Origin of the sequence: Stenotrophomonas sp. Iso1, from assembly GCF_027497995.1 — a bacterium.
Classification (GTDB): domain Bacteria; phylum Pseudomonadota; class Gammaproteobacteria; order Xanthomonadales; family Xanthomonadaceae; genus Stenotrophomonas.
Map to the genome: position 1 here is coordinate 1,939,052 of NZ_JAODBT010000001.1, position 25,479 is coordinate 1,964,530.

General features: G+C 61.1%; 21 protein-coding genes. 14 read left to right on the forward strand and 7 right to left on the reverse strand.

Annotated elements, in window-relative coordinates:
• The first annotated feature begins 57 nt into the window (after positions 1-57).
• On the forward strand, positions 58-981 hold the full coding sequence (locus tag PAN08_RS08570; RefSeq protein ID WP_269791015.1) for a LysR family transcriptional regulator: 924 nt from the start codon (positions 58-60) through the stop codon (positions 979-981).
• A gap of 97 nt (positions 982-1,078) precedes the next feature.
• Here the strand turns inward: PAN08_RS08570 and PAN08_RS08575 are convergent, their stop codons facing one another.
• The gene (locus PAN08_RS08575) at positions 1,079-1,753 is read right to left on the reverse strand and encodes a class I SAM-dependent methyltransferase (RefSeq protein ID WP_269791016.1); all 675 of its coding nucleotides are present in this window, start codon (positions 1,751-1,753) and stop codon (positions 1,079-1,081) included.
• A 52-nt stretch (positions 1,754-1,805) separates the two neighbouring features.
• Between PAN08_RS08575 and PAN08_RS08580 the strand changes: the two genes are divergently transcribed.
• Positions 1,806-2,252 (forward strand): Rrf2 family transcriptional regulator, encoded by a 447-nt coding sequence (locus PAN08_RS08580; protein WP_269791017.1) that lies wholly within the window; start codon positions 1,806-1,808, stop codon positions 2,250-2,252.
• Positions 2,253-2,254: 2 nt separating this feature from the next.
• Positions 2,255-3,148: an NAD(P)/FAD-dependent oxidoreductase gene (locus PAN08_RS08585; protein ID WP_269791213.1), complete on the forward strand. Its 894-nt coding sequence runs from the start codon at positions 2,255-2,257 to the stop codon at positions 3,146-3,148.
• A gap of 141 nt (positions 3,149-3,289) precedes the next feature.
• Here PAN08_RS08585 and PAN08_RS08590 read toward each other — a convergent pair whose 3' ends face one another.
• Entirely contained in the window at positions 3,290-3,706 is a 417-nt protein-coding gene (locus tag PAN08_RS08590; RefSeq protein ID WP_269791018.1) for a hypothetical protein, read from the reverse strand.
• 246 nt (positions 3,707-3,952) lie between these two features.
• Between PAN08_RS08590 and PAN08_RS08595 the strand changes: the two genes are divergently transcribed.
• From PAN08_RS08595 to PAN08_RS08605, 3 genes are read left to right on the forward strand one after another with little or no spacing between them, the layout of a single operon-like run.
• Positions 3,953-5,443: a UbiD family decarboxylase gene (locus PAN08_RS08595; RefSeq protein WP_269791019.1), complete on the forward strand. Its 1,491-nt coding sequence runs from the start codon at positions 3,953-3,955 to the stop codon at positions 5,441-5,443.
• Positions 5,444-5,497: 54 nt separating this feature from the next.
• Positions 5,498-6,496, forward strand: a complete 999-nt coding sequence (locus tag PAN08_RS08600) for a peptidase U32 family protein (protein WP_269791020.1) — start codon at positions 5,498-5,500, stop codon at positions 6,494-6,496.
• A 4-nt stretch (positions 6,497-6,500) separates the two neighbouring features.
• Positions 6,501-7,376 (forward strand): U32 family peptidase, encoded by an 876-nt coding sequence (locus PAN08_RS08605; protein WP_269791021.1) that lies wholly within the window; start codon positions 6,501-6,503, stop codon positions 7,374-7,376.
• 49 nt (positions 7,377-7,425) lie between these two features.
• Here PAN08_RS08605 and PAN08_RS08610 read toward each other — a convergent pair whose 3' ends face one another.
• The 4 genes from PAN08_RS08610 to PAN08_RS08625 all read right to left on the reverse strand — a co-directional run bounded on the left by PAN08_RS08610 (position 7,426) and on the right by PAN08_RS08625 (position 12,116).
• A complete protein-coding gene (locus PAN08_RS08610) occupies positions 7,426-8,868 on the reverse strand; it encodes an FAD-binding protein (RefSeq protein WP_269791022.1) in 1,443 nt (480 codons plus the stop codon).
• Entirely contained in the window at positions 8,865-9,884 is a 1,020-nt protein-coding gene (nadA, locus tag PAN08_RS08615) for a quinolinate synthase NadA (RefSeq protein WP_269791023.1), read from the reverse strand. The genes PAN08_RS08610 and nadA overlap by 4 nt, the downstream gene beginning before the upstream one ends.
• Entirely contained in the window at positions 9,881-10,696 is an 816-nt protein-coding gene (locus tag PAN08_RS08620) for a chorismate mutase (protein ID WP_269791024.1), read from the reverse strand. Before PAN08_RS08620 ends, nadA begins: the two co-directional genes overlap by 4 nt.
• 145 nt (positions 10,697-10,841) lie before the next feature.
• On the reverse strand, positions 10,842-12,116 hold the full coding sequence (locus tag PAN08_RS08625) for a hypothetical protein (RefSeq protein WP_269791025.1): 1,275 nt from the start codon (positions 12,114-12,116) through the stop codon (positions 10,842-10,844).
• A 704-nt stretch (positions 12,117-12,820) separates the two neighbouring features.
• On the opposite strand from PAN08_RS08625, the gene PAN08_RS08630 reads away from it, so the two are divergent.
• From PAN08_RS08630 to PAN08_RS08640, 3 genes are all read left to right on the forward strand, one after another.
• Positions 12,821-14,545, forward strand: a complete 1,725-nt coding sequence (locus PAN08_RS08630) for a ribonucleoside triphosphate reductase (protein WP_269791026.1) — start codon at positions 12,821-12,823, stop codon at positions 14,543-14,545.
• 64 nt (positions 14,546-14,609) lie between these two features.
• On the forward strand, positions 14,610-14,801 hold the full coding sequence (gene nrdD / locus PAN08_RS08635) for an anaerobic ribonucleoside-triphosphate reductase (RefSeq protein WP_269791027.1): 192 nt from the start codon (positions 14,610-14,612) through the stop codon (positions 14,799-14,801).
• Positions 14,798-15,463: an anaerobic ribonucleoside-triphosphate reductase activating protein gene (locus PAN08_RS08640; protein WP_269791028.1), complete on the forward strand. Its 666-nt coding sequence runs from the start codon at positions 14,798-14,800 to the stop codon at positions 15,461-15,463. The genes nrdD and PAN08_RS08640 overlap by 4 nt, the downstream gene beginning before the upstream one ends.
• 385 nt (positions 15,464-15,848) lie before the next feature.
• Here the strand turns inward: PAN08_RS08640 and PAN08_RS08645 are convergent, their stop codons facing one another.
• On the reverse strand, positions 15,849-16,709 hold the full coding sequence (locus PAN08_RS08645; RefSeq protein ID WP_269791029.1) for an AraC family transcriptional regulator: 861 nt from the start codon (positions 16,707-16,709) through the stop codon (positions 15,849-15,851).
• A gap of 214 nt (positions 16,710-16,923) precedes the next feature.
• Between PAN08_RS08645 and PAN08_RS08650 the strand changes: the two genes are divergently transcribed.
• The 5 genes from PAN08_RS08650 to PAN08_RS08670 all read left to right on the forward strand — a co-directional run bounded on the left by PAN08_RS08650 (position 16,924) and on the right by PAN08_RS08670 (position 25,383).
• Positions 16,924-19,023 (forward strand): TonB-dependent receptor, encoded by a 2,100-nt coding sequence (locus PAN08_RS08650; RefSeq protein WP_269791214.1) that lies wholly within the window; start codon positions 16,924-16,926, stop codon positions 19,021-19,023.
• A gap of 452 nt (positions 19,024-19,475) precedes the next feature.
• Positions 19,476-20,087, forward strand: a complete 612-nt coding sequence (gene lexA, locus PAN08_RS08655) for a transcriptional repressor LexA (RefSeq protein WP_269791030.1) — start codon at positions 19,476-19,478, stop codon at positions 20,085-20,087.
• 2 nt (positions 20,088-20,089) lie between these two features.
• Positions 20,090-20,704, forward strand: coding sequence for a translesion DNA synthesis-associated protein ImuA (gene imuA, locus PAN08_RS08660; protein ID WP_269791031.1), 615 nt, complete (start codon positions 20,090-20,092; stop codon positions 20,702-20,704).
• A 6-nt stretch (positions 20,705-20,710) separates the two neighbouring features.
• Complete coding sequence (locus tag PAN08_RS08665) at positions 20,711-22,129, forward strand: DNA polymerase Y family protein (protein ID WP_269791032.1); 1,419 nt, start codon at positions 20,711-20,713, stop codon at positions 22,127-22,129.
• Positions 22,126-25,383 (forward strand): error-prone DNA polymerase, encoded by a 3,258-nt coding sequence (locus tag PAN08_RS08670; RefSeq protein WP_269791033.1) that lies wholly within the window; start codon positions 22,126-22,128, stop codon positions 25,381-25,383. The genes PAN08_RS08665 and PAN08_RS08670 overlap by 4 nt, the downstream gene beginning before the upstream one ends.
• The last annotated feature ends 96 nt before the right edge of the window (positions 25,384-25,479 follow it).

Genomic DNA, 25,479 nt, shown 5'->3' on the forward strand with positions numbered 1-25,479 from the left:
CTGTTGCGGCAGCACTGTTTGTAGAATTCAAACAATTCCGATCACCCGTGGACCCACATGGACCGCATCGATGCAATGCAGGTTTTCGCCCGCGTGGTGGAAACCGGCAGCTTCACCAAGGCCGCCGAGACGCTGCAGTCCAGCAAGACCCGCGTCACCCAGGCGGTGCAGCAACTGGAAGCGCACCTGCGGGTCAAGCTGCTCCATCGCACCACACGCAAAGTCAACGTCACCGCCGATGGTGCAGCCTATTACGCACGCGTCGTGCGCCTGTTGGCTGATCTGGACGATGCCGAAACCAGCCTGTCGGCCGCCTCGGCGTCGCCGCGTGGCCGGTTGCGTGTGGATGTGCCCGCGCCGCTGGCCAGTCTGGTGCTGGTGCCCGCGCTGCCCGATTTCAATGCGCGCTATCCCGACATCCAGCTTGACCTCGGCGCCAGTGATCGCAAGGTGGACCTGATCGACGAGAACGTGGACTGCGTGGTGCGGGGTGGCGAACTCACCGATTTATCCCTGCGCGCACGTCACGTCGCCAACCTGCCGTTGGGCGTGTACGCCGCGCCTGCCTATCTGGCGCGCGCGGGGATGCCGGCGCATCCGCTGGCACTTGAAGATGCGGCGCACCGTATCGTCGGCTACCGCAATTCGCGGACTGGCAGCCCCCTGATGTCGTCGATGCGCCGCGGCGACGAGGCGTTGCGCGTGCAGGGCCGTCATGTGCTGTCGGTGGATGACGGCAATGTCTATCTGGCAGCCGGCGTCGCAGGTCTCGGCGTGCTGTGGTTGCCGCAGTACATGGCGCGCCAACCGTTGGCGCGCGGCGAGCTGGTGGCGTTGTTTGAGGACTGGCAGCTTGACCCAATGCCGATGTACGTGGCCTTCCCGCCCAGCCGGCATGTAAGCACCAAGCTGCGCGTGTTCATCGACTGGATCGTGGAACTTATGGCGCAGCACGCGCCGACCATCCAGCCACCGCGATGATCCACCTACTGTCGCGAAACATCGGCGTGGATGGAGTTCGTGCGCCGATCACAACATCGCAACATGTCTGCCTCTGGCCGGAAGCAGACATGCCGTGTTATGCCCGGTACGCCACCCATCCTCGAAACGTAAACGCGGCATAGAACAGCTCGATTCCCTCGAATCCTGCCTGCCTGAGCAAATCCACCTCCCTATCCGGTGCCAGCACCGGAAGTCGTTCGCTCATCGCGGCAATGGCGGCATTCCGGTTTGAATCCGGCGTACTGGATGGTGACGCGAACGCGAGAAGGCGGTTGAACCAGAGTGCCTTCCCTTCGGCGGTTGTATCAAAGCTGTGATGCGCCACAACCAACGGAGCGCCGGGCTTCAGTCGCCGCCACACTTCCCGCAGCGTGCGCAGCCGTTCTTCCGGCGTCAGGAAGTGCAAGGTCAGGAGGCAGGCCGCCCCATCGAACGCTGTCTCCGGTGCGGCATCGATATGGCCTTCGATGAGTTCAACGCGGGGTGCCAGTGCGCCGAGCGTCTCTGCCGCCAGCGTGAGCATCGGGGCCGAGGGATCCACCCCCACCAGCCGCCAACCAGGGCGCGCTTCGGCGAATGCCTTCAGTTCCATTCCACCTCCCGCACCAAGCACCAGCACGCGGCCGTCCTCGGGGACGACTTCGGCGAGCAGGAGCTCCGACATCCGATGGAGCGCCAGGAGGCCCGGCACCCTCTTGATCGTTCCATCGAGGTAGTTGGCGATGGCACTGGGATCGTTGAACAAGGACATGGCGAACCTTCCGGGGTTGACGAGGGGGTTCATATGTAACATGGTTAGTTACATGAAACGAAACAGCCGACTTTCCGCCGTCCTGCACGCATTGCTGCACATGGCCCAGCACCGTGGGCCGATGACGTCCGCCGAACTGGGTCGATGCCTGGGCACGAACCCCGTCGTCGTCAGGCGGACCATGGGGCTCCTGCGCGAGGCGGGGCTGGTCGCCGCCGGACGTGGCCACGCAGGGGGTTGGATCATCAAGGCGGATCTGGCCGCCGTGACCCTCCGGGACCTGCACGAGGCGCTCGGTGAGCCGGCGCTCTTTGCCGTCGGCCATCGCAGCGAGAACCCGGCGTGCCTGGTCGAACAGGTGGTCAATGCGGCATTGGACGATGCATTCGATGAAGCCGAGGCGCTGCTGATGGAGCGGTTTGCTTCGGTGTCCCTGGCGCAATTGGCGAAGGAGTTCGCACGGCGCCACAAAGCCAGCAAGAGGAGTGCCGTGGCATGACAATGATGTACGACGTGATCATCATCGGCGGGAGCTATGCCGGCATGGCGGCTGCACTGCAGTTGCTCAGGGCCCGTCGCACCGTGCTGGTCATCGACGCCGGGCAGCGTAGGAACCGCATGGCGGCCGAGTCACACGGTTTCTTGGGCCAGGACGGGAGCGACCCTGCGGAGATCGCACGGGTCGCGCGGTCGCAGCTCGAGCGTTACTCCACGCTGACGTGGATCGAGGATGCGGCCGTTGCGGCATCTGGCGCGAGGGATGGCTTCACCGTCAGGACGAACGAAGGTGGTGTACATCAGGGGCGGCGCCTCCTGCTGGCGCTCGGTGTCTCGGATTCGCTGCCTAACGTTGAAGGCTTGGCGGAACGATGGGGGGTGAGTGTTTTCCACTGCCCCTACTGCCACGGCTACGAGCTCAACCGTGGCAACGTCGGCGTCATCGCCGCCAATCCAATGTCGGTGCATCAGGCAAGCCTGCTGGCCGAATGGGGGCAGGTGACGCTGTTGACCAATGGCGTGCTGGAGTTGGAGAAAGACGCGAAGGCCGCGCTGGCCACACGGGGCGTCGCGATCGAGCGTGCGGCAATCGCGCGTATCGACGGGCACGCGGACGTCGTGCTCGCCGATGGCCGATGCCTGGCGTTCGCCGGCCTGTTCGCGGCGCCACGCAATGCACCTGTTTCCGACATTGCCCAACGGATCGGGTGCAAGCTCATGGAGACTCCTATGGGCACGCAGTTGCACACCACCGAGACCAAGGAAACCAGCATCCAAGGCGTGTATGCATGTGGCGACGCCGCACGCGTGCCACATTCGATATCGCTGGCCGTCGGTGACGGCGCATGGGCCGGGGCCCAGGTGCACCAGTCGCTGGTGTTTCCTCGGATGGCTTGAGTGCCTCTCCAATCCACGGCTGAAGGCACGCATCGCACACGGCGTAGTTGATGCCAGCACCTTCTCCCGCTGATGAATAGGGAGAAGTCAAAAAGCTCTAGAGATCATTTGATGCAGGACAACCCTCTCGAGATCCAATGCTCACCCTGAATGAGGATCGATGACTGCAGCGAAGAGGACCAAGCGCTGCGGTTCTCCGTGGTGATCCACCAACCTCAGCAACGTGTGCGCAACGTCCAGCGCCGCGATGGCGCATTCGTCGTCGTCGCCCAAATGGCGCTCTTCCCCGCCCCTGAGGAAGCTCACATGAAAGAGATTGTTGCGCACCCGGCGCGCGGCTTCGACAAATGCACCTGCCTTCGATTCTTGGAGGGGACAGGCGCTCAAAGACGACCCTGTTTCGGCCATCGACCATTGCACCTCCTGGACCATTGGGCGGTTACGCCGAGGCGCAAGGATTTGAGCGCGCATGTCGTCTGACAGCTGATCAAAGAAAAGTAGGTAGGGAGCCGGTTCTACTTGATGCAAGTCAAGGTTGCGGATAGGGAGCTGGTCCATGATCCCCCTACCATCAAATGGGCGGGTTGATGAACCTACTTTCTTCGCTGGCGAAATTTTCCGAGGCTTCGTACCGGCGGTTTCCGCCTGGTAAGTAAGCGGTGCGGCATCGCTTGCCAAATCGCCATTGTCATCTCTCCGGACTTGGCGGCAACGGCAGCTCAGATTTCTCTGTCACGGCCACACGTTGGGCCGCGTTCTACCGGCTTTAATGAGTCGGCTCCATGATGTCGAGCCAGTGCACCCATGGCCTTTCACGATTTACGCCAGTTCCTACAACAGCTCTCCTTATGCGGCCAACTGCGTGCGCTTGACGCACCTATCGATGTGCAGTTGGAAAGCACATCGTTGAGTCTGCGCGCCTTGCGCGAGAATGGTCCCGCGCTGTTGATGCGTAATACCGGCACAGCGCATTCTTTGCTGGGCAATTTGTTTGGCCATCCGAAACGCATTGAAATGGCGTTGGATGGCCGACCACTGACTTCGCTGCGCGAGTTGGGCGAGCTCCTGGCCGCAGTAAAAGAGCCAAAGTGGCCCTCCAATCTACGAGACGCGTTCTCACAATGGCCAGAGTGGGCACAGTTGGTCAACGTGGCTCCTAAGCGGGTGCGCCAAGCCAATTTCAACGAACAAATTCTCAAGGGCGATGCAGTCGATCTGGCAATGCTACCCATACAGCGGTGCTGGCCCCAGGACGTAGCCCGTTTGATCACTTTCGGCATGGTGGTGACGCGTGGAGTACATCAATCCAGGCAGAACGTGGCGATCTACCGTCAACAGGTAATTGGGCGCAACCGGGTGATCATGCGTTGGCTACCGCATCGAGGTGGCGCACTGGATTACGCGGGTTGGCAGGCGGCCTTTCCAAACAAGCCCTTTCCCGTCGTGGTGGCAATCGGTGCGGATCCAGCCACCATGCTGGCAGCAGTGGCACCGGTGCCTGATACGCTGTCCGAGTATGAATTTGCCGGTCTGTTACGCGGAGCACGCACCCACCTTTGGCGCAGTGAGTTCACCGGGCTTGATGTACCGGCCGGTGCGGAGATCGTACTGGAAGGTTTCATCCATCCAGGTGATACCGCGCTGGAGGGGCCGTTCGGTGACCATACCGGCTATTACAACGGGCAAGAGCGTTTTCCGGTACTCACCATCGAATGCATGAGGATGCGTGCCGGGGCCATTTATCACGGCAGCTACATGGGACGTGCGCCCTTCGATGAGCCTTCGATCCTGGCACGGGCACTCAATGATGTGTTCGTTCCCATCCTGCGCAAGGTCTTTCCGGAGATCGTCGATTTCTTTCTACCACCGGAGGCATGCTCCTATCGTGTGGCGGTGGTGAGTATCCGTAAGCAGTACGCAGGCCACGCGCGGCGGATCATGATGGGTATCTGGTCATATCTGCGGCAATTCACCTATACGAAGTTTGTCATCGTCACAGACGAGGACATCGACGTGCGTGATTGGACGCAGGTGATCTGGGCACTTTCGACGCGTGTGGATCCCGCACGTGACAGCCTGCTGGTGGAAAATACACCCATTGATTATCTGGATTTTGCCTCGCCCGTATCCGGACTCGGCTCCAAGCTGGGACTCGATGCCACGCGCAAATGGCCTGGTGAAAGTGACCGGGAATGGGGAAGGCCCATCGTGCTCGACCCGCAGGTAGAGCAGCGAGTCGACGCATTGTGGGAGGGTATTCGCGCTGTCCGCATGACAGAAGCCGATGACCCATGACGAGGGCTCCTGTTGATGAAGACAACGGTGATACATCCTCAACGGAGAAACGATATGCAACTGGTTTGTCCAGCCGGAAATTTGCCTGCGCTGCTTGCGGCGATCGAGGCCGGTGCTGATGCGGTTTATGTGGGCTTCCGCGACCAGACCAACGCGCGCGCCTTTCCGGGCCTTAATTTTGACGAGCAGGAAATTCGCGACGGCATTGCCTATGCGCATGCGCGCGGCCGCAAAGTCTACCTGGCCTTGAACACCTACCCCGATAGCGCACGCTTGGAGCAATGGTTCAGGGCTGTGGATCATGCGGCCGACCTGGGCGCTGATGCCATCATTGTCGCGGAAATGGCGGTGTTGGACTATGCGTGCCGGCAGCATCCCCACATGGCGCGGCATCTGTCGGTTCAAGGCTCGGCTACCACGGCAGCCGCACTGCGCTATGCCTATGAACGCTTTGGTATCGCACGCGCCGTGTTGCCGCGTGTGCTGTCACTGCAACAAGTGCAGCGGCTTTGCCAAACCGCGCCGGTTCCACTGGAAGTTTTCGCTTTCGGGAGTCTGTGCATCATGGTCGAGGGACGCTGCCAGCTCTCTAGTTATGTCACCGGAAAATCGCCAAACCGTCATGGTGTCTGCTCCCCGGCCAACTTCGTGCGCTGGGAGGAGCTTCCCGACAACAATCGAAGTGTGCGTCTGAACGGCGTGCTGATCGATCAATTCGGTGCCGACGAGCCAGCCGGCTACCCGACAGTCTGCAAAGGCCGCTATCAGGTGGGCGAAGAGATCTTCCATGCATTGGAGGAACCCACCAGCCTCAACACGCTCGAACTGTTGCCGCAGCTGGCGCAGGCCGGGGTGGTGGCCCTGAAGGTGGAAGGTCGCCAGCGTGGCGTTGCCTACGTACGCACGGTTGCCCGTGTGTGGCGCGAAGCCATCGACCGGCATGCAGGCAGTGCGCAGGACTGGCGTCCCTACGAGCGATGGCAGCAGGCACTGGCCGCTCATGCCGAAGGGCAACAGACAACGCTTGGCCCCTACCATCGTGCTTGGCATTGAGACCATGAAACTAAGTCTTGGACCGCTGCAGTACTTCTGGCCTCGCGAACGGGTGCTGTCGTTCTATCGTGACGCGGCCGACTGGCCGCTTGATGTGATCTATCTCGGCGAGACGATATGCGGCAAGCGCCGCGAGCTGCGTGCGCGCGACTGGCTACATCTTGCAGATGAGCTCGCCGCCAGTGGCAAGCAGGTCGTACTTTCAACGTTGGCTCTGATAGAGGCGGAGTCCGAGCTCGGTGCCGTACAGCGCCTGGTCGAGAACGGGCGCTTCCTGCTCGAAGCCAATGATCTTTCAGCAGTGCAGTTGTGCCGCGAGCGGAGCTTGCCCTTCGTCGGCGGGCCGACATTGAATATCTATAATCACCGCGCTCTGCAATTGTTGATCGAGGATGGCTTGATGCGTTGGGTGCCGGGTGTCGAGCAGGGGCGCGAACTGCTTGAAGATATTCAGGCGGGCATGGACGCGCTGAATGCACCAATGCCTGAGCTTGAAATGCTTGTCTGGGGGCGTTTGCCGCTTGCCTATTCCGCGCGGTGCTTCACTGCGCGTGCGCTTGATGTTCCCAAAGACCAGTGCGGCTTCCGCTGTATCGAGCATCCCGACGGCTTGCCGTTGGCCACCCGCGAAGGTGAGCCTTTCATGGTCATCAACGGTGTGCAGATACAGGGAATGGAGATCGTGGACATGGCGCCGGAACGCGATGAGCTGTCAGCGTGCGGTGTCCGGATACTTCGATTGAGCCCGCAACACTCGGGCATGGCGGATGTCGTCGCGCGCTTCCGCGACATGCTGACGACATCACAACCGCTCGCAAGGATCGGTGCATGCAACGGCTACTGGAATGGCGGCCCTGGCAAGGCTTCGCTCGCAATATAGCAGTGCCGACGCGGTGTCTTGGCACAAGCCACATGGGTGCATTACCTGTTCAGTCGTTGAGCAGGTAATGTGCGCCGAGGCTGTGCTGCCGCTTCAGGGCGGCGCGCAGCATGCGTTCGATCAGACGGCCCTGCCAGCTCTCGGAAATCCCGGCATCGGCAAGTAGATGGAGTTGTGCAGCGCGCATGTTCTTGCGGCTGCGTATTGGGCCCATGGATTGCCAGGAGAGCGTACGCAGACGCATGAGCGCGTCAGTATCGGCGCTCACTCCACGGTCGATCCATTGTTCGCTGCCGGATCCAGGTAACTGCAGTTGCATGTAAGACAGCCGTCGTCCCAGCCTGCAGCCGAAAACCACACCCTCCAGTAATGAGTTGCTCGCCAATCGGTTGGCACCGTGCACGCCATTGCCGGCCACTTCACCTACCGCATATAGGCCATGCAGGGAGCTTCGGCCATCAAGGTCAGTAGCTATTCCTCCCATATGGAAGTGCACCGCCGGTGTGATGGGGATGCGTTGTTGGCGTGGGTCAATGCCGTGCTGCGCACACTGCGCGGCAACGGTGGGGAAGTGTTGTATCCAGTCGCCTTTCAATAGGGTGGCGTCCAGCCACACCCGTTTGCCTGCTTGTCGGTACTGCCAGACATGTCGGGCGACAAGGTCACGGGGCGCCAGATCTCCTGCCGGATGCAATGCCTGCATGATGCGCTGGCCATCATCGTCGACCAGGATGGCTCCGGCTCCACGCAGCGCTTCGGTGATGAGTGGCAGCCTGCCGGAAGCGGGGACATCAAGTGCGGTGGGATGAAACTGAAGCATTTCCATATCCCGCAGCGCAGCGCCGGCGGCTTGCGCCAGAGCCAGGCCATTGCCATCTGCGCCGGCAGGGTTGGTGGTGGCTGCGAACAGCGCTCCACAGCCGCCGGTAGCCAAGACCAGCTCAGCGCAGTCAATGTCTTGATGCGGGCCACTATGACCAAGCAATCGTACACCGGCGACGCGGCCTCCTCGCAATAGCAATGCTTCGAGTACAGCCGGAGGGTGCCAGTGAATGTGCGGGGCATGGCGCGCGGCGTCGGTCAGGGCTTGGAGTAGTGCCAATCCGCTGGCATCGCCGCCGGCATGAACGATGCGTGCGCAGCGATGGCCACCTTCATGCCCCAGTAGCAGGCGACGGCCTTGCCTATCGAAGTTGACACCCTGCTGCTGCAGCCAGCGCACGGCGATGGGCGCGCGGCTGGTGAGATAGCGCACGGCGTCGGAACAGTTATGGCCGGCGCCCGCGAGCATCGTGTCACGGGCATGGGCGTCGACGCTGTCGTTGACGTCCATGGCCGCTGCGATCCCGCCCTGCGCCAAGGCGGTTGAACAGTCGCTTCCGCTGGGTGCCCGACCGATCAATGTCACGGGCCGAGGCGCTGCCGCCAGCGCTACCGTCAGACCGGCGATGCCACAACCCACGACGACCAAAGGCGGTGCGTTCTTGGTCACGGTTCATCACGTCGGCCGACACTCAGCATTCTATGTAACGCTGCGCGTGCGGATATCGCCACTGCGCGGGGGATCTCCACCGCATGACGGAGTTCGGTCAGGCAGGCGTGGATATTCGGCAAAGTGATCCGCTTCATGTGGGGACACAGATTGCAGGGCTTGATGATCTCGATGGCGGGAAACTGATTACGTAGGTTATCGGCCATGGAACACTCTGTGACCAACGCCACTCTTGTTGGCTGCTCCTTCCTCAGCCAACTTGCCATCGCGGTGGTGGAACCCACGAAGTCCGCCTCGGCCAGCACCTCGGGGGAGCATTCTGGATGCGCTACCACTTGCGCATCGAAGCGCTCGCGGGTGTGCCGTACCTGTTGTGCTGTGAATTGCTCATGGACTTCACAACGTCCTTCCCACAGCACCAGTTCCACCTCGGTGCGCGAGGCAACGTGACGGCCCAGATACTGGTCGGGGATGAATATCACCTTGTCCGTGCCCATCGCCTCGACAACCTGCACGGCATTGGCCGAGGTGCAGCATGCATCCGACGCGGCTTTCACCGCAGCACTGGTGTTGACGTAGCTGACCACCGGCGCGCCAGGGTGAAGTGCACGCAATTGGTGGACATCATCGGCCGTGATGGACGCGGCCAACGAGCAACCTGCTTCCAGGTCAGGAATGAGGACGATGCGATCGGGTGCAAGGATTTTGGCGGTCTCTGCCATGAAGTGAACACCACACATCACGATGAAGTCGGCGTCACAATCGGCAGCGGCCTGCGCCAGCGCCAAGGAGTCACCAGTGACGTCGGCAACGCCGTGAAAGATTTCCGGTGACTGATAGCTGTGCGCCATGACGACGGCCCGTCGGTAGCGCTTGAGGCGATTGATGGCATCCACCCAAGGCAGATGCAGCGGCCATTCAAGGCAGGGAACCGTGGTGCCGACGCGCGTGATCAGGTCGCTGTATTGGTCCTCCAGTTCCGGCGTCCATGCAGGACGGAATTCCGAGGTGATCATGTCGCCTCCCTGATGCCCCGATGAGCGTCACGGGCCCGGGCTGCGAATAGTGCGGCGCGTTGGAGCAGGATGCGGCGGCCCAACGGAAGCGCTTCCCATGGAAGCCTGTCCAGCAGATTGCGCAGGGTCAGACCCAATTCGGTGTCTCCAATTAATGTCAGTCTGCGCTGGAAGAACAGGGTGTCGGCGTCCTGCTGGCGGCTGGCCAACATCAACAGATCAGTGAAGCTCCCGCTCACGATGGCTTCGGCAGGATCCTCGCTCGATTTCAATCCGCCGGGATGTAGTTCAAACACCCAATCCAAACCGAGGTCATCAATCCGAATGCCCAGCCGCCGGCCCACCACCGACTGCAATGTGTGCATGACCTGTGGTGAAGCGATGCTGGGCGCCAATAGCCGTACCCCAAGCGATTGCCGTAGGAGAGGCGGAAGGCGCGATATCAGCGACTTCCAGCGGCGCGGCGGCGGCATCAAGCGCAACCATTGCGAGTGCTTTTCACGATCAGGATAAGTGGCCATGCCGGGCTCTGTCAGGAGTGGGGAGGAAGACGCCGAGGTGCGTTGATGCTGATGCGCTTCGGCGACCAGCAATGCCATCAGATGCGCGACACTGTCGGCCGACACACCGCAGCGCTTGGCCAGGCGTTGGGCGCGCTGTTGGACGTTTGATTCGCGATTGGGGTCGTACTGTGGAAGACCGGCGCGACGCTTGGCCCCACCCGCTACGCCCGCGAGCCGCAGACGGCGGGCCAAGAGAAGCACCATGTCGCTATCTATCCTGTCGATGCCATGACGGGCACCAGCAAGCACCAGAAGATTCAGGTGTTGAACTAGCATGGGAGCCGCACTGAAGAGCAGTCTCGGAGCAGATGTGCCTTGGCCATGACGCCAGTGTCTGGATAGAAGGAGTAGGCGGCATCCTATGGCGAACGCGGTGGGGCACACCTGACTTAGGTCAAGCCGCCTTTCGTCCAAGTTCAACCGCCGCTGCCGGAATGTAGTGGCAGGCACCGCGCCAGCAGCGGCATACCACGGTCAGCGTGATGGCGTAAGCCAGCGCAAGAGCAATGCCCGCCAGCCAGGCCGGTGCTGCTCGCGCCGTGGCGGTGAGCAACAACATTGCAGCAATTGCATGTGCCAGCAGCAGGCGGTGTTTGAGTGCTTCCGGAAGCAGTCGATCAACCCCCGGCACACGCACGCCACGCGGTTGTCGCCGCCGCAGTTCCAGCCAGCAGAGGAAGCTAGTGATTTCCAGCAGCATGCCCAGCAACAACCAGGGCAATCCGATGGCGATGACCAGCACACCGGCAACGTTGGCTGCAGGTACCTGCAACAGCCATGTAGGCCAAAGTGCGACCAGGCATGCCGCTGTCAATGCGCCGCAGCCCAGAGACCAGAATTTCCGGAGCGTGGGATTTCGTTGATGAGGTGAGCGCCACTGCAGTATCCATACGGTCAGACAGAAGGCCAGTCCAGGGAGGGATAACCAAACTATTCGGACATGGCTGTTGCTGTGCGATACGTCATACATCGTTAAGGACAGCACTACTATCACCAGTGCCAACCACGCTAGGAAAGCGTGGCCGGGAATCGTGCGGGTCCCCTGGAACATGGGTAACGTGATCACAGCGACGGAGGCGGTCAATGTCACAACCCAACCGGAAAGGCCGAAGGTGACGTGGAGATCCGCCAGGCTGCCCAGCGGGAGTGCCAGGTGCCCTGATAGGACTGCCAGCAACAGCGCTCCCAGTGCGGCAGTCACCAGTAGGCAGAGCAATGCCCAGAATATCCCCATGCGCAATAAGAAAGGGCCGGCACCGCGGCACACTGCTACAAGCGCCGCTACTGCAAACGTGCCTATCGACATGAGCAGAAGTGCGCTTGCCCAAGCTGATAACACAGGGTGTGGAAACATCAATGCCGCCATCAGTAGCAAGAGCCCCGTATTGAACAGAACATGCAGTAAGGGCATGAGCCGAGTCCCGCTTAACGGGCTGCCGACGGCTACGGGCAGGAATTGAATCAGGCTGCCGAGCATCGCATTGCCCATAACGCCCAAGGTGTAAGCATGCACAAATACGACTGCTGCCGGCAGCCAGCGGGATTGAAACAAAGCAGGGCCGGAGCATGCCAACCACAGCCCAGCAAATACTCCCCATGCAAGTGCTGACAACAAAAAACGCAGTGGGAGGCTTGGTACGGGTGCCTTATCGAGTTCAAGCGCGCTCATTGAGCCGTTGCCAACCGATCCGCAGCGATTCCTGGACTCCAGATCGTAATCGAACCACTACCTCCGGGCAGCTCATCAACCCGATAGGCGAAGCCCCAGCGATCCAGTATGGGGAGCAGATGCAGTGGTGGGAACGGGGTCAGAGCAACCAACTGCTGATCATGTCTCAACGTCTGCAACGCACCCAGTATGCGGTGCATCGGCTCAGGCGCGGTGAGTGCGCGCAAATCTATGCGTAACTCGTTGCTAGTCGATATCCGATTCTGATGAGCAGCATTTCGCTCGCTTTCTTCATGCGGCTCTGGCATTGCCCTTCCTTAGTACCCGATCTGATGCGACTTATGCAGATGAAAAAATGACGGTCGTAACGGCCGCTCACGGCTTCTGTGGCTGATGTCCAACAAGCACTGGATTTTTTCGCCTACCACGCCGCGGTCCACGGCCGAAGATAAGCAGCTAACTTGAAAAGCTTCTGCTTCAGCCGGAGAAGACGCCCTGACTTAAGTCAAGTCTTCAGCGGATTTGCCGCCCGCATTGGATGACTGTCGGGAGGCGAGCAGGACAGGTGAGCAGTGACACGGGCAGGTGCCATAGGTGTAGCCCGGATGCAGGATGAGATGAGTGTGGCTTGATTTACATCAATCAATATGTGGTGTGTGCGAGTGATGATGTCCACTACATGTAGTGTCTATGGATTGAGATTGATGATGGAAAGCAATCAGGTACAGCACCAAATTGATCCGGTAGCTACGATTCAGGAGTACCTCTCTCGAAGCGATTGGAGAGTCAATGCGAATGCCAACCAGGGCTACTCATTGGGTGGGTTGATCCTGAATGTGTCCGGTAAGATCACGGCGAACTATTGGCTATCCCACGTCTATCCTGTGGAGGTCGGGCGTGCGCACCGAGAGGGGGATCTGCACATCCATGATCTGGATATGCTTGCCGGCTACTGCGCTGGCTGGTCATTACGCACGCTTCTCTATGAAGGCTTCAATGGCGTGTCCAACAAGGTCGAAGCCGGTCCTGCGAAACATCTGTCCTCAGCCGTTGGGCAGATCGTTAATTTTCTGGGGACGCTGCAGAACGAGTGGGCTGGTGCGCAGGCTTTCTCGTCCTTCGACACCTACATGGCACCATTCGTGCGCAAGGACCGTCTATCTTATGAGGCCGTCCGCCAGGCAATTCAGGAGTTGATCTTCAACCTCAATGTGCCTTCCCGCTGGGGGACGCAGACACCATTTACCAATCTGACGTTTGATTGGGTGTGCCCAGAGGACCTGCGTTGTCAAACCCCCTTCATTGCCGGTGAAGAGATGCCGTTCACATACGGTGAACTGCAGGCAGAGATGGAGATGATCAATCGCGCATACATCGAAGTGATGAGTACGGGCGATGCACGTGGCCGTGTGTTCACGTTCCCCATCCCGACATACAACATCACGGCGGATTTTCCGTGGGAATCGGAGAATGTGCAGCGGCTGTTTGAGATGACTGCCAAGTACGGATTGCCGTACTTCCAGAACTTCATTAACTCCGAGTTGGATCCAGGTCAGATCCGATCAATGTGCTGCCGCTTGCAACTGGATCTGCGCGAACTTCTCAAGCGTGGAAACGGACTGTTCGGCAGCGCCGAACAAACCGGGAGCCTCGGCGTCGTGACGATAAACTGTGCAAGACTCGGCTATCTCCATCGTGGTGACGAAGCCGCGTTGCAGGCGCGGTTGGATGAGCTTATAGAGTTGGGGCGGCGTAGTCTGGAGTTGAAGCGCGAGGTCATCCAGTCGCTGATTGATGGCGATCTATTTCCTTATACAAAGAGATACCTGGGCTCGCTGCGCAATCATTTTTCAACTCTAGGTGTGAATGGGGTCAACGAGATGATCCGCAACTTCACCGACGATGAGCACAACATCACCACCGAGTGGGGACATGCCTTCGCGCTGCGTCTTCTTGACCATTTGCGCACCCGGATGGTCCAATTTCAAGAGCAAACGGGCCATCTCTACAATTTGGAAGCGACGCCGGCTGAGGGCGCTACCTATCGCTTTGCGAAGGAAGATCGCAAACGCTGGCCCGACATCCTGCAAGCTGGTAGCGAACAGCAGCCGTACTACACAAATTCCTCGCAGTTGCCCGTTGGTTTCACCGACGATCCGTTTGATGCACTAGAGCGACAAGAGGCGCTGCAATCGCGATATACCGGCGGGACCGTGCTGCACCTGTACATGGGCGAGCGTATTTCCAGTGGCATTGCTTGCCGGGAGTTGGTGCGTCGTGCGCTGACACGCTTCCGCCTCCCATATATCACCATCACACCCACTTTCTCAATCTGCCCTAGACATGGCTACCTTTCCGGTGAGCATGAGTTCTGCCCTTGCTGCGACGAGGAGCGCCTTGAGGAAAAAAAACGTGCAGCCATAAGCTGATTTTTTGTCGCGCAGGTGCAGTGCATTGCTCAACACTCTCTTTTCTTACTCGTGGAGACTTACCATGCAGACATCTATCGTCAATTCCCCATCTACATTGAGCCAGGACGAGCGCCAGCGGTGCGAAGTCTGGACTCGGGTGATGGGCTATCACCGCCCCGTTTCCAGTTTCAACATCGGCAAGCAGGGCGAACACGCAGAGCGTCGCTTCTTCGTTGAAGGGTTGTGCTGCGAAAGGACGCCGGAAACCCCATGATTCAAGTTGGCGGGATGACGCCGCTGACTACCATCGATTTTCCGGGGCGGTTGGCGGCAGTTCTGTTCATGCAGGGATGTCCCTGGCGTTGCGGCTATTGCCACAACCCAGAGTTGCTGCCCGCACGCGCTCACGGCGCCATTGCGTGGAAGACTGTGGAGGAGTTTTTGAAGCGGCGGCAAGGGCTGCTGGATGCGGTGGTTTTCTCTGGGGGAGAGCCCTGCGCGCAAGTGGCCTTGCCTGGCGCCATCGCGCAGGTGAAGGCTATGGGATATCAGGTAGGAATGCATACCGGCGGCATGTATCCGGAGCGTTTGCGAGGCGTGCTTCCGTTACTAGATTGGGTTGGCCTAGACATCAAAGCGCCCGCTGACTACTACGATAGTGTCACAGGTCGTCCCCGTAGCTTCGCACCTTCCAAACGAGCGCTCGATTACATTTTGCAGAGCGGCATCGACTATGAGTGCCGCACCACGTGGCATCCGGGAGTGTTTCCCGTTGAGGCCTTGTATCGTTTGGCTGAAGATCTAACCGGGCGCGGCGTGAAGTCATGGGCGCTACAGGAATGTCGCGAGTACGGACGCGGCATCGCTCTCACTGAAAGGCCTGATCTTTCAAGATTGAACAAGGGGTTCATGGAATTTAATTTCCGCCATCTTTGATCTTCGTTCGATGTTTTCCTTGCTATCGCTTCCAGATTGGAACTATGAGATTCAGTTCGCTGCTATCGGGATCCTTCAGGCACTGTGTGGCAATAGATGAGTGCCGAACGTTTGGTCGGCGCCAGTCCCAACCTCAGATGACCGGGCATGCCAATCTTGGATTTTGCTGATCGCATCCTCATCCAGTGGCCAAAACAGCTGCTCTGTGGAACTTGCGTCCAGTCGTCCTCCCAAGACAGCCGCCACGCCTCAATGTTGAGCGCCCGACCGGTCGGACAATCACGGGTGATCGTCCATCTGTCGGTCGCATGGCGGGAGCCGCCCCATCCCGGGCAAACAATTTCCCTAGTCCCCGGCGAAGTGGGCGGGACTGCCGTCATCTAGCCTAGAGAAGGGGCGGACCAACGCGTAGCCCGCGGCGAACTTCTGAGGGTGCGCATCCGATCACCCGCCTGAAAGCTGCCGAGAACTTGCTGGCATTGGCGTACCCGACCGATTGGGCTACATACATAACACTTAAGCCGCGCTCAAGTTCTGCGCTTGCCCAATGCATTCTTCGATGCGTTAAGAAGTCATAGGGGGACATTCCTGTCGCAGCTTGGATGCCTCGCCGGAAGCGCGTCTGATCCATTCCCAGGACTTGAGCCATGTTCTGCACGCTTGGGCGCGCGTCTTTTGATGCGTCCACATACACCATCAGCGCATGCAACTGGTCGATGGTGAGAGGGCGCGGTGTGTCGGGTAGGTGCGCAGGCTTCTGGGCCAGTTGGGTCAATCGGCGAACGATCGTCAACGCGCCAGCCCAAAGGAACTGGTCTGAGAGCACCTTGGCCTCGGCCGCTGACTGGATTGCGTGAATTACGGCGCTGACCGTGGTGTCCCGGTGGAGTGCGGCGGTTAGGGGAGCAAGAGCCCGGACATCAACGACCTGTTCTTCCAGCTTTGAACAATCAATGGACAAGCCGAGTATCTCTACTGCCGGGCTGGAATAGGTGCCGGTTTGACCTGGCAGGACCACATTGAACTGTCCCACGGACCAGAGCGACTCGAGCTTGGGGCCGAAGACACTGTGCTGCTCTAGCCGACCACCACCTGACAGGACGAGGGCGACGCGCAACTGGGTCGGGTGTCCCAGCGTGCCAGAGCTTGCGGGAAAGCGCTGGTGGACGAACGCAAGGCAGCCATCTTGGCTGCAAGTCAGTATCGGTTCGTGATCGGGTATCGCCTCGACGAGCTCCTGAGCCACAGTCGTTTTCCTGCCACTAATGGAGTGGTCCGCGCGCATACGGAGTAGAAAAGTGAGGAAGGTGTTACATCATAACAGTCTGGCCGTTGGCCACTGTCCCCCCACTTGAGAGGTCCACTTGAGCTCCCCTGTCACTCTAGCCGCGGCAATCGCAGCCAACTTGCTTGTTCTCGCTTCACCGGCTTGGGCCCAAGACCCGCCTAGCACAACCTTATTGGACGGCGTCCGGGTCACAGGTTCCAAGCGTGACACTCCATACCTGAAGAGCGATCTATCCGTCACGGTTCTCAACCAGGAGGCTTTGAAGGAAGCTGGAGTGGTCGAATTTCGAGATCTGGACAAACTTGCACCCAACGTCAAGTTCAATGCGATGGGCCAACTGAGCGACATGTACATCTCCATCCGCGGGATCGAGTCCAATCCGTTCCTTGTTAACCGTGCGTCGGTCTACATTGATGGCATTCCCTTCAAGGAACTTAGTAATGCCGTGCTCAACCAGGTTGAATCGGTCGAAGTGCTCCGTGGTCCACAGGGAACCCTGTACGGCGCTAACAGTGAGTCGGGCCTAGTACTGGTCCGCACCAAGGGACCTACAGGGTCGTTGGAGGGTGAGGTCAATCTGCGCAGCACTTGGTTCAGCAATGGAAACGGCAAGAGCCTCGATGGCTTTTTCGCCGGTCCATTAACCAACGACGGCAATCTGTCTGGCTCCTTGGCCTTCATGGCGTCGGATGAAGACAGCTACCTGCGTAATCTGACGTCCTTTGAAGGCACCGAAGGCAAGGTTCGGGAGGGCTATCTGCAGGGCAAGCTGCGTTGGCGTCCCGGTGACTTCGTCACCGTGAACGCGCTGGCCTATCACCTGCGCACGCATGCGCCAGGGATGTTCGAGTACGAGTACCTTCCGCTTGATGTGAACCTGTACAACCGCACCTATGGGTCAAGCCTCAACGGTGGCAGGCAGTCCGGTGACTTCACCTACATCAACGACGCCCCGAAGCGCACCGAGAAGAACGAGACGGTCGCCGGCCTAAGCGCGCAATGGCAACTGGCCGCCGGCACCTTCGATGTCGCTGCGTCCTATCGGATACATGAAGACGTTTCCGCCGGCTACGACTTTGATATGACTGAAACGGCCGCGCTGGCCGGGCGAACCTATGACAAACAAGACGCATGGAACGTGGAGGCGCGCTTCAGCTCACCCGACGACCAGCCACTGACTTGGATGGCAGGCGTATCGACGTACCTGACCAAAAAGCACTCGGTCCTGGGTACTTTCGTGGGCCCGATCACCCGAGGGCTCAGCAGCTACAACCTTGCTCCGCGGCAGACTTCAGAGGGGGAGGACTACAGCATCTTTGCCACGGCCAGCTATACCTTCCCGTCGATGCCCAAGCTAACTGCCAGCCTCGGCCTGCGTCATGAGCAAGCTCAGCGTTCGACAGAGCAGCGTGCTGGCTCATTGGACTTGGCCGACGGTGGTCTCGTCCTGTACCGCGACGCAGCACTGGACCATACCTTCCGTGCCACGCTGCCACGTGTGTCGCTGCGCTACGACGCCACCGACGAGCTTTCTTTCTACGCGGCATCGGCCAAAGGCTACATCCCGGGTGGCTTCAATCTTGTAGCTGCGCAGAGCGACGAGGTCAATGACAAGGTGTTGCGCTACGAGTCGGAGATGATGTTGAGTCACGAGATCGGCTTCAAAATGAACGTTGGCGGTGGCCGTGGTCACATCGGTGGGGCGCTGTTTCACATCACTTCCGACAACTGGCAGGAAATCCAGGTGGCCACAGATGCTGACGGCCGACCGATCTCTTCGGACTACGTAGGATCTGACGCATCTATCCGTTCCCGCGGCGCGGAACTCGAAGGTGCCTATGAAGTGGCACCTGGATTCACGTTGACCGCCAATGTTGGCTACGTGGACGCCAAGTACACCAAACTGTGGGCGACTCTCGATGAGAGCCTGGCAGGTAACCGGGTGAAGCTGACGCCACACTACACCGGCTATTTAGCCGCACGGTATCAGCATGCGTCCGGCGTGTTCGCCCGGCTAGAGTCGGCCTTCACCGGATCAAGCGCCTTGGACGAGCGCAACCGAGCCTATCAGCCAGCCGTGGCGATCTTGGGACTTCAAGTGGGCTATGAGACTGGACCGTGGGCAGGTCGCTTGTTCATTCAAAACCTGACCAACAAGCGACGGGTGAACGGATTGATCTTCGACAATCTTGCGTTTGGACGGGATGGAAACTATTACGGGCCCATCGACAACCCCCGAGTTGTGGGTGTGGAACTCAGTCATACCTTCTAGAACGTAGCTCGACAACTCGGTTTGGCCGTGATTTCCCCGGTCCGACCACCTAGGGTGGTGGCCAAACGCCCAGGGAGCCGAGTTCCGCTGGCAGCGACAGTGGTGGTCCCCTAGCGCGGATCGCGGCGATGGGGGCTGCTCCACTGTCGCCGTCCAGATGGACCGCCCAACGGTCGTCCATGTCGCGCGGCCAGAGGCCTTCGCGTAAGCGTGTCAGGTCATCGGCGTTGAAGACATAGCCACACCGGATGGGTTGGCCAGTGCGTGGAATCGGTTTCACGCGCAAACCGGCTTAAGGAGGTTCCTGCGGTCCGAACGTTCCCTGATCAACCAGTCCCAGCAACGTGCACGTAATCCTGGGCGATTCAGTGCCCTCAGCTCCTGAATCCTGCCGATGCTAATTGCCCGCCACCCCAAGCAGTCATTGGCAGCCTTCTTCTATTGGTGTACATATGTACACCGTGTCCGAGTTATCTTCACAACGTGCTGCGGTTCTTGCCTTCCTGCGTGAGCGGGTGGGGGAGGGTGCGCCGCCCAGCCTGGCTGAAATCGCCGCCCACTGTGGCTTTGCCTCGCGCAATGCGGCGCAGAAGCATGTGCAGGCGCTGGCTGAGGCGGGGTTGATCGAGCTGCGCAGTGGGCAGAAGCGGGGCATCCGCATCCCGGGTGGCGAGCCGGATGCCTTGTTGACCTTGCCGGTCCTGGGGCGGGTGGCGGCGGGCCTGCCGCTGGGGGCGGATATCGGGCTGGACCGGCAACTGCGGCTGGATCGCGGGCTGTTCGCGCTGCGGCCGGATTATCTGTTGCAGGTGCAGGGCGACTCGATGATCGACGACGGCATTCTGGATGGCGATCTGGTGGGTGTGCACCGCAGTCGCGAGGCGCGCAATGGCCAGATCGTGGTGGCGCGCGTGGACGATGAAATCACCATCAAGCGGTTGGAGCGCACGCCGAACGGTATCCGCCTGCTGCCACGCAATCCGGCGCATGCGCCGATCGTGATCGCGGCCGATGCGGACTTCGCGATTGAAGGCATTTACTGCGGCCTGATCAGGCAGGGTTGAGCATGGGCGAGGTGTTGGCCCTGGATGAACTGATGGCGGCCCGCACGGTGTGGCGTGCCAGCCGTGGCAGTGCGCTCAATCATGAGGGCGAACCCACCGGCCATCCGACCCTGGATGCGGTGCTACCAACCGGTGGTTGGCCGCGCAAGGCGCTGACTGAATTGCTGCTCCCCGCCGATGGCGTTGGCGAGATTGCCTTGTTGCTGCCAACGCTGGCGCGGATGACCGCCGCCGGCAAGCGCGTGGTGCTGGTGGCGCCGCCCTACATTCCTTATGCGCCTGCATGGCAGTCCGGTGGTGTGGAGCTGGGCGGCATGGATGTCGTGGAAGCCGAACCGCGTGATGCGCTGTGGGCGTTCGAGCAATGCCTGCGCAGCGGTGCCTGTTCGGCGGTGTTGGGATGGCCGAAGACGGCCGATGCGCGCGCATTGCGGCGCTTGCAGGTGGCGGCCGACAGCGGCGATTGCTGTGGGTTTGCGCTGCGCGACCGGCGCCATGCGGTGAACCCGTCACCGGCTGCGTTGCGGCTGGAATACCTGCCTGCGCACGATGCCTGGCAGGTGCGCAAATGCCGCGGCGGGCAGGTTCCCTCGCAGCCGCTGCGCCTGGCGCAGTGAACGATCATGCTCTGGGCCTGCATTCTGTTGCCGCAGTTGGCGCTGGACGCCGTCCTCCGGCGTCTGCCTGATCCGCACGAGCCCTTGGCGCTGGTCGAAGGGCCGGCGCAGCTGCGCCGTCTGCACGCGGTCAACGACAGCGCCGCCCAGCATGGCTTGGCGCCCGGCATGCGCTTGTCCGCCGCGCATGCCTTGTTGTCGCAGGTGCGCACGCTGGACTACGACCCCAAGGCCGAGGCGCATTGGCATCGGTTTCTGGCGGCGTGGGCGTACCGTCACAGCTCGCTGGTCAGCCAGCAGTGGTCGCATGCGATCGTGCTGGAAGTGCAGGCCAGCTTTCAGTTGTTCGGGCCGTGGCCGCGTTTTGAACGGCGCCTGCGCAGCGAACTGGAAACGCTGGGCTTCCGCCATCGCATCGCATTGGCGCCGACACCGCGTGCGGCGCGGGTGCTGGTGGGTCTGCGCGATGGCATGGTGGTGACGCAAGCCGCGCAGATGCAGGCGATGCTGGACAAGGTGCCGGTGCGGCGCGCGGCCTTGCCCGGTGATGCGGGTGAGCGTCTGCATCGCATGGGCGTTCGCACGTTGGCCGCATTGCGCGCTCTGCCCAGCGATGGCGTGCGTCGCCGCTTTGGTGGCGAGGTGCTGGATCACGTGCGCAAGCTCTACGGCGAGGCCGATGACCCACTGACCTGCTACGCGCCGCCGGACCATTTCGATTCGCGACTGGAGCTGGGTTACGAAGTGGAAATGCACACCGCGCTGCTGTTCCCATTGCGGCGGCTGATCGGCGACCTGTGCACCTATCTCTCCATCCGTGATGGTGGTGTGCAGCGTTTTACGCTGCGGCTGGAACACGAGGAAGGCCACACCGACGTGGATGTTGGTCTGCTGGCCGCGGAGCGTTCGCCGTCGATGCTGTTTGAACTCTCGCGCAACCGCCTTGAGCGGGTGGAAATACCGCGCCCGGTGGTGGCGATGCGTTTGCTGGCGCGGCAGTTGCCGCCGTTCATTCCGGCGGCGCGTGATCTGTTCGACACACGCCCGCAGCAGGCGATGGATTGGCCGCATCTGCGTGAACGCCTGCGCGCCCGCCTGGGCGATGACGCGGTCTATCGCTTGGTGGCCGGTGACGACCCGCGCCCGGAACGCGCATGGCAGCGCGTGGTCGGCGACGTGCTTCCGGATACGACCGCGCCTGAGCGTCCGCCGCGTCCAACCTGGCTGTTGCCGCATCCGGTGCCGTTGCGTGATTCGCGCATACGCATTCTTTCTGGGCCCGAGCGACTGGAGAGTGGTTGGTGGGACGGCGACGATGCCCGTCGCGATTACTACGTGGTGGAAACCGTGCAGGGGCAGCGTGCCTGGGTGTTCGCTGCACCCGGCGAGCAGCAGGGCTGGATGCTGCAGGGCTGGTTCGCATGAGCTGGGATGATCTGCCGCCGGGTGTGCAGCCCGATACGCCAGGGGCGAGGCCGTCACGCAGCTGGAGCGTGGGGCAGCGTCTGTGCCTGGCGGCCAATGACGACATCGCCCATCACGACAACGACGGCAGCCCCGCCTATGCGGAACTGCATTGCCTGTCGGATTTTTCATTCCTGCGCGGTGCGTCCAGTGCGGAGAAGTTGTTCGAGCGTGCGCGCCACTGCGGCTACGACGCATTGGCGATCACCGATGAGTGCTCGCTGGCCGGCATCGTGCGTGCGTGGGAAGCGGCCAAGGCGACCGGATTGAAACTGATCGTCGGCAGTGAATTCAAACTCAGTGATGGGTTGAAGCTGGTGCTGCTGGTCGAGAACGCCATCGGCTACCGCCAGCTGTGCAACCTGATCACCAAGGGCCGTCGCGCTGCGGACAAGGGCGAGTACCGCGTGAGTCGCGCGGATATCGAAGGCGTGTTGAAAGAACAGGTGATCGGCCTCTTCGCGCTGTGGCTGCCGGGCCGGGAGCCGGATGTGGGCGAGGGTGAATGGCTCACGCAACGTTTTGGCGAGCGTGCGTTTCTGGCCGTGGAGCTGCACCGGGAATGGAATGATGCCGAGCGGCTTTCGCAGTTGCTGGCGCTGGCGCGCTCGCTGAATCTGACGCCGCTGGCCAGTGGTGACGTGCACATGGCGTCGCGTCGCGACCGGATCGTGCAGGACACCTTGACCGCCATCCGCCACAACCTGCCGCTGGCCGAAGCCGGCGCGCACCTGTTCCGCAATGGCGAGCGTCATCTGCGTGCGCGGCGGACGCTGGGCAACATTTATCCGGCGGCCCTGCTGCAGGCGACGTTGCAGTTGGTTGAGCGCTGCCAGTTCGAGCTCAAGCGCGACACGGAATACAAATACCCGGCCGAGTTGGTGCCGGCGGGGCATACGCCGTCCAGCTATCTGCGCGAGCTGACCGAGAAGGGCATTGCCGAGCGCTGGAATGAAGCCAAACCGCTGCCGGCGAAGGTGCGTGACGACATCGAGAAAGAGCTGGCGCTGATCGCCGAGCTTGAGTACGAGCCGTTCTTTCTGACGGTGCACGACATCGTGCGTTTCGCGCGGTCACAGAACATCCTTTGCCAGGGGCGCGGTTCGTCGGCGAACTCGGCGGTCTGCTATGCGCTGGGAATCACAGCCGTGGACCCGGGCGAGAACCGGTTGCTGATCTCGCGCTTCCTGTCCAAGGCGCGCAACGAGCCGCCGGATATCGACGTGGACTTCGAGCACGAGCGGCGCGAGGAAGTGCTGCAGTACGTCTACAAAAAGTACGGACGGGCTCGGGCGGCGCTGGCCGCGACGGTCATCAGTTATCGCGGCAAGAGTGCGGTGCGTGACGTGGCCCGGGTCTTCGGCCTGCCGCCGGATCAGATCAGCCTGCTGTCGAATTGTTTCGGCTGGGGCAATGGCGAAACGCCGATGGAACAACGCATCACCGAGGCCGGATTTGATCTGGAGAATCCGCTGATCGCGCGGGTGCTGCATGTGACCGAGAAGCTGCGCAACCACCCGCGTCATCTGTCGCAGCATGTGGGCGGGTTCGTGATTTCCGATGTGGCGTTGTCCAGCGTGGTGCCAGTGGAGAACGCCGCCATGGCCGAACGCACCATCATCCAGTGGGACAAGGACGATCTGGAAAGCATGGCGCTGCTCAAGGTCGACTGCCTGGCGTTGGGCATGCTTACTTGCCTGCGCAAGACGATGGATCTGGTGCGCGCGCATCGGGGTCGTGACTTTGAGCTGGCGACGATTCCGTCCGAGGATCCGCAGACCTACGCGATGATCCAGCGTGCCGACACCATCGGCGTGTTCCAGATTGAATCGCGCGCGCAGATGGCGATGCTGCCGCGACTGAAGCCGGCGACGTTCTATGACCTGGTGATCGAAGTGGCGATCGTGCGCCCGGGGCCGATCCAGGGCGACATGGTGCATCCGTATCTGAGGCGCCGTCAGGGCCTGGAGCCGGTGAGTTATCCGTCCGAGGGCGTGGAGGCGATTCTCGGCAAGACGCTGGGGATTCCCTTGTTCCAGGAGCAGGTGATGGAACTGGTGATGCATGCCGGTTACAACGCCGATCAGGCTGACCAGTTGCGCCGCTCGATGGCGGCATGGCGGCGCGGTGGCGATATGGAGCAGCACCGCGCGCGCATTCGCCACTTGATGGAAGGCAAGGGCTATTCGTCCGAGTTCATCGACCAGATCTTCGAGCAGATCAAGGGATTTGGCTCTTACGGTTTCCCGCAAAGCCATGCGGCGTCGTTCGCCAAGTTGGTGTATGCCAGCTGCTGGCTCAAGCGCCATGAGCCTGCGGCGTTCGCCTGCGGCCTGCTCAACGCGCAGCCGATGGGTTTCTACTCGGCCAGTCAGATCGTGCAGGACGCACGCCGTGGCTGTGCCGAGCGCGAGCCGGTGGAAGTGCTGCCGGTCGATGTGATGTGCAGTGACTGGGACAACCTGCTGCACGGCGGGCGGCCGTGGCGCAGTGAAGCGGACCCCAGCGAGCAACCGGCGCTGCGGCTGGGCCTGCGCCAGGTGACGGGCTTTTCCGAAGTTGCCGCACAGGCGCTGATGGCGGCGCGCGCGCAGCGCGCTTTCAGCAGCGTGGCGGACCTGTGTCTGCGCGCCGGGCTGGATGGCAAGGCACGCGAAGCGCTGGCCGAAGCGGGTGCGTTGCAGTCGCTGGTAGGCAACCGCAATGCGGCGCGCTGGGCGGTGGCTGGCGTCGAGCGCAAAAAGCCGCTGTTGCCCGGCAGCCCGGAAGAACTGGCGGTGGACTTGCACGCGCCGGGGGCGGGCGAAGAGATCCTGTCCGACTACAACAGCACCGGCCTGACCCTGCGCCAGCATCCGATGTCATTGCTGCGCGCGGAGATGACGCAGCGGCGCATCATCGGGCTGGACGCGCTGCGCAGGCGCCCACACGGCAGCGGCGCGCATGTAGCCGGGCTGGTGACGCAGCGGCAGCGGCCCGGCACCGCGAAGGGCACGATCTTCGTCACCCTGGAAGACGAGCACGGCATGATCAACGTCATTGTCTGGCCGCACGTGGCGCTGCGCCGTCGGCGTGCGTTGCTGGAATCCCGATTGATGGCGGTGCGCGGCCGTTGGGAGCGGGTGGACGGCGTGGAGCACCTGATTGCCGGCGATCTCTATGACCTGAGTGAGCTGCTGGGCGAACTGCAGGTGGAGTCGCGGGATTTTCATTGAGTGAGCGCCAACACAATCGTCAAAGAAAATAGCAGCCTGTAGGAGCGGCCTTGGCCGCGAAGCTGGCTGCAATCGATGCACCCTGATTGCGGTTGC

Bases quoted from the DNA above. Each gene is read 5' to 3' on its own strand.
- PAN08_RS08605 (WP_269791021.1), top strand. From the start codon at position 6,501: ATGAAACTAAGTCTTGGACCGCTGCAGTACTTCTGGCCTCGCGAACGG.
- PAN08_RS08640 (WP_269791028.1), top strand. From the start codon at position 14,798: ATGATTCAAGTTGGCGGGATGACGCCGCTGACTACCATCGATTTTCCG.
- imuA (WP_269791031.1), top strand. From the start codon at position 20,090: ATGGGCGAGGTGTTGGCCCTGGATGAACTGATGGCGGCCCGCACGGTG.
- PAN08_RS08585 (WP_269791213.1), top strand. From the start codon at position 2,255: ATGATGTACGACGTGATCATCATCGGCGGGAGCTATGCCGGCATGGCG.
- PAN08_RS08590 (WP_269791018.1), bottom strand. From the start codon at position 3,706: ATGGACCAGCTCCCTATCCGCAACCTTGACTTGCATCAAGTAGAACCG.
- PAN08_RS08670 (WP_269791033.1), top strand. From the start codon at position 22,126: ATGAGCTGGGATGATCTGCCGCCGGGTGTGCAGCCCGATACGCCAGGG.
- lexA (WP_269791030.1), top strand. From the start codon at position 19,476: ATGTACACCGTGTCCGAGTTATCTTCACAACGTGCTGCGGTTCTTGCC.
- PAN08_RS08570 (WP_269791015.1), top strand. From the start codon at position 58: ATGGACCGCATCGATGCAATGCAGGTTTTCGCCCGCGTGGTGGAAACC.
- PAN08_RS08630 (WP_269791026.1), top strand. From the start codon at position 12,821: ATGATGGAAAGCAATCAGGTACAGCACCAAATTGATCCGGTAGCTACG.
- PAN08_RS08575 (WP_269791016.1), bottom strand. From the start codon at position 1,753: ATGTCCTTGTTCAACGATCCCAGTGCCATCGCCAACTACCTCGATGGA.
- PAN08_RS08600 (WP_269791020.1), top strand. From the start codon at position 5,498: ATGCAACTGGTTTGTCCAGCCGGAAATTTGCCTGCGCTGCTTGCGGCG.
- nadA (WP_269791023.1), bottom strand. From the start codon at position 9,884: ATGATCACCTCGGAATTCCGTCCTGCATGGACGCCGGAACTGGAGGAC.
- PAN08_RS08580 (WP_269791017.1), top strand. From the start codon at position 1,806: ATGAAACGAAACAGCCGACTTTCCGCCGTCCTGCACGCATTGCTGCAC.
- PAN08_RS08625 (WP_269791025.1), bottom strand. From the start codon at position 12,116: ATGAGCGCGCTTGAACTCGATAAGGCACCCGTACCAAGCCTCCCACTG.
- PAN08_RS08595 (WP_269791019.1), top strand. From the start codon at position 3,953: ATGGCCTTTCACGATTTACGCCAGTTCCTACAACAGCTCTCCTTATGC.
- nrdD (WP_269791027.1), top strand. From the start codon at position 14,610: ATGCAGACATCTATCGTCAATTCCCCATCTACATTGAGCCAGGACGAG.
- PAN08_RS08665 (WP_269791032.1), top strand. From the start codon at position 20,711: ATGCTCTGGGCCTGCATTCTGTTGCCGCAGTTGGCGCTGGACGCCGTC.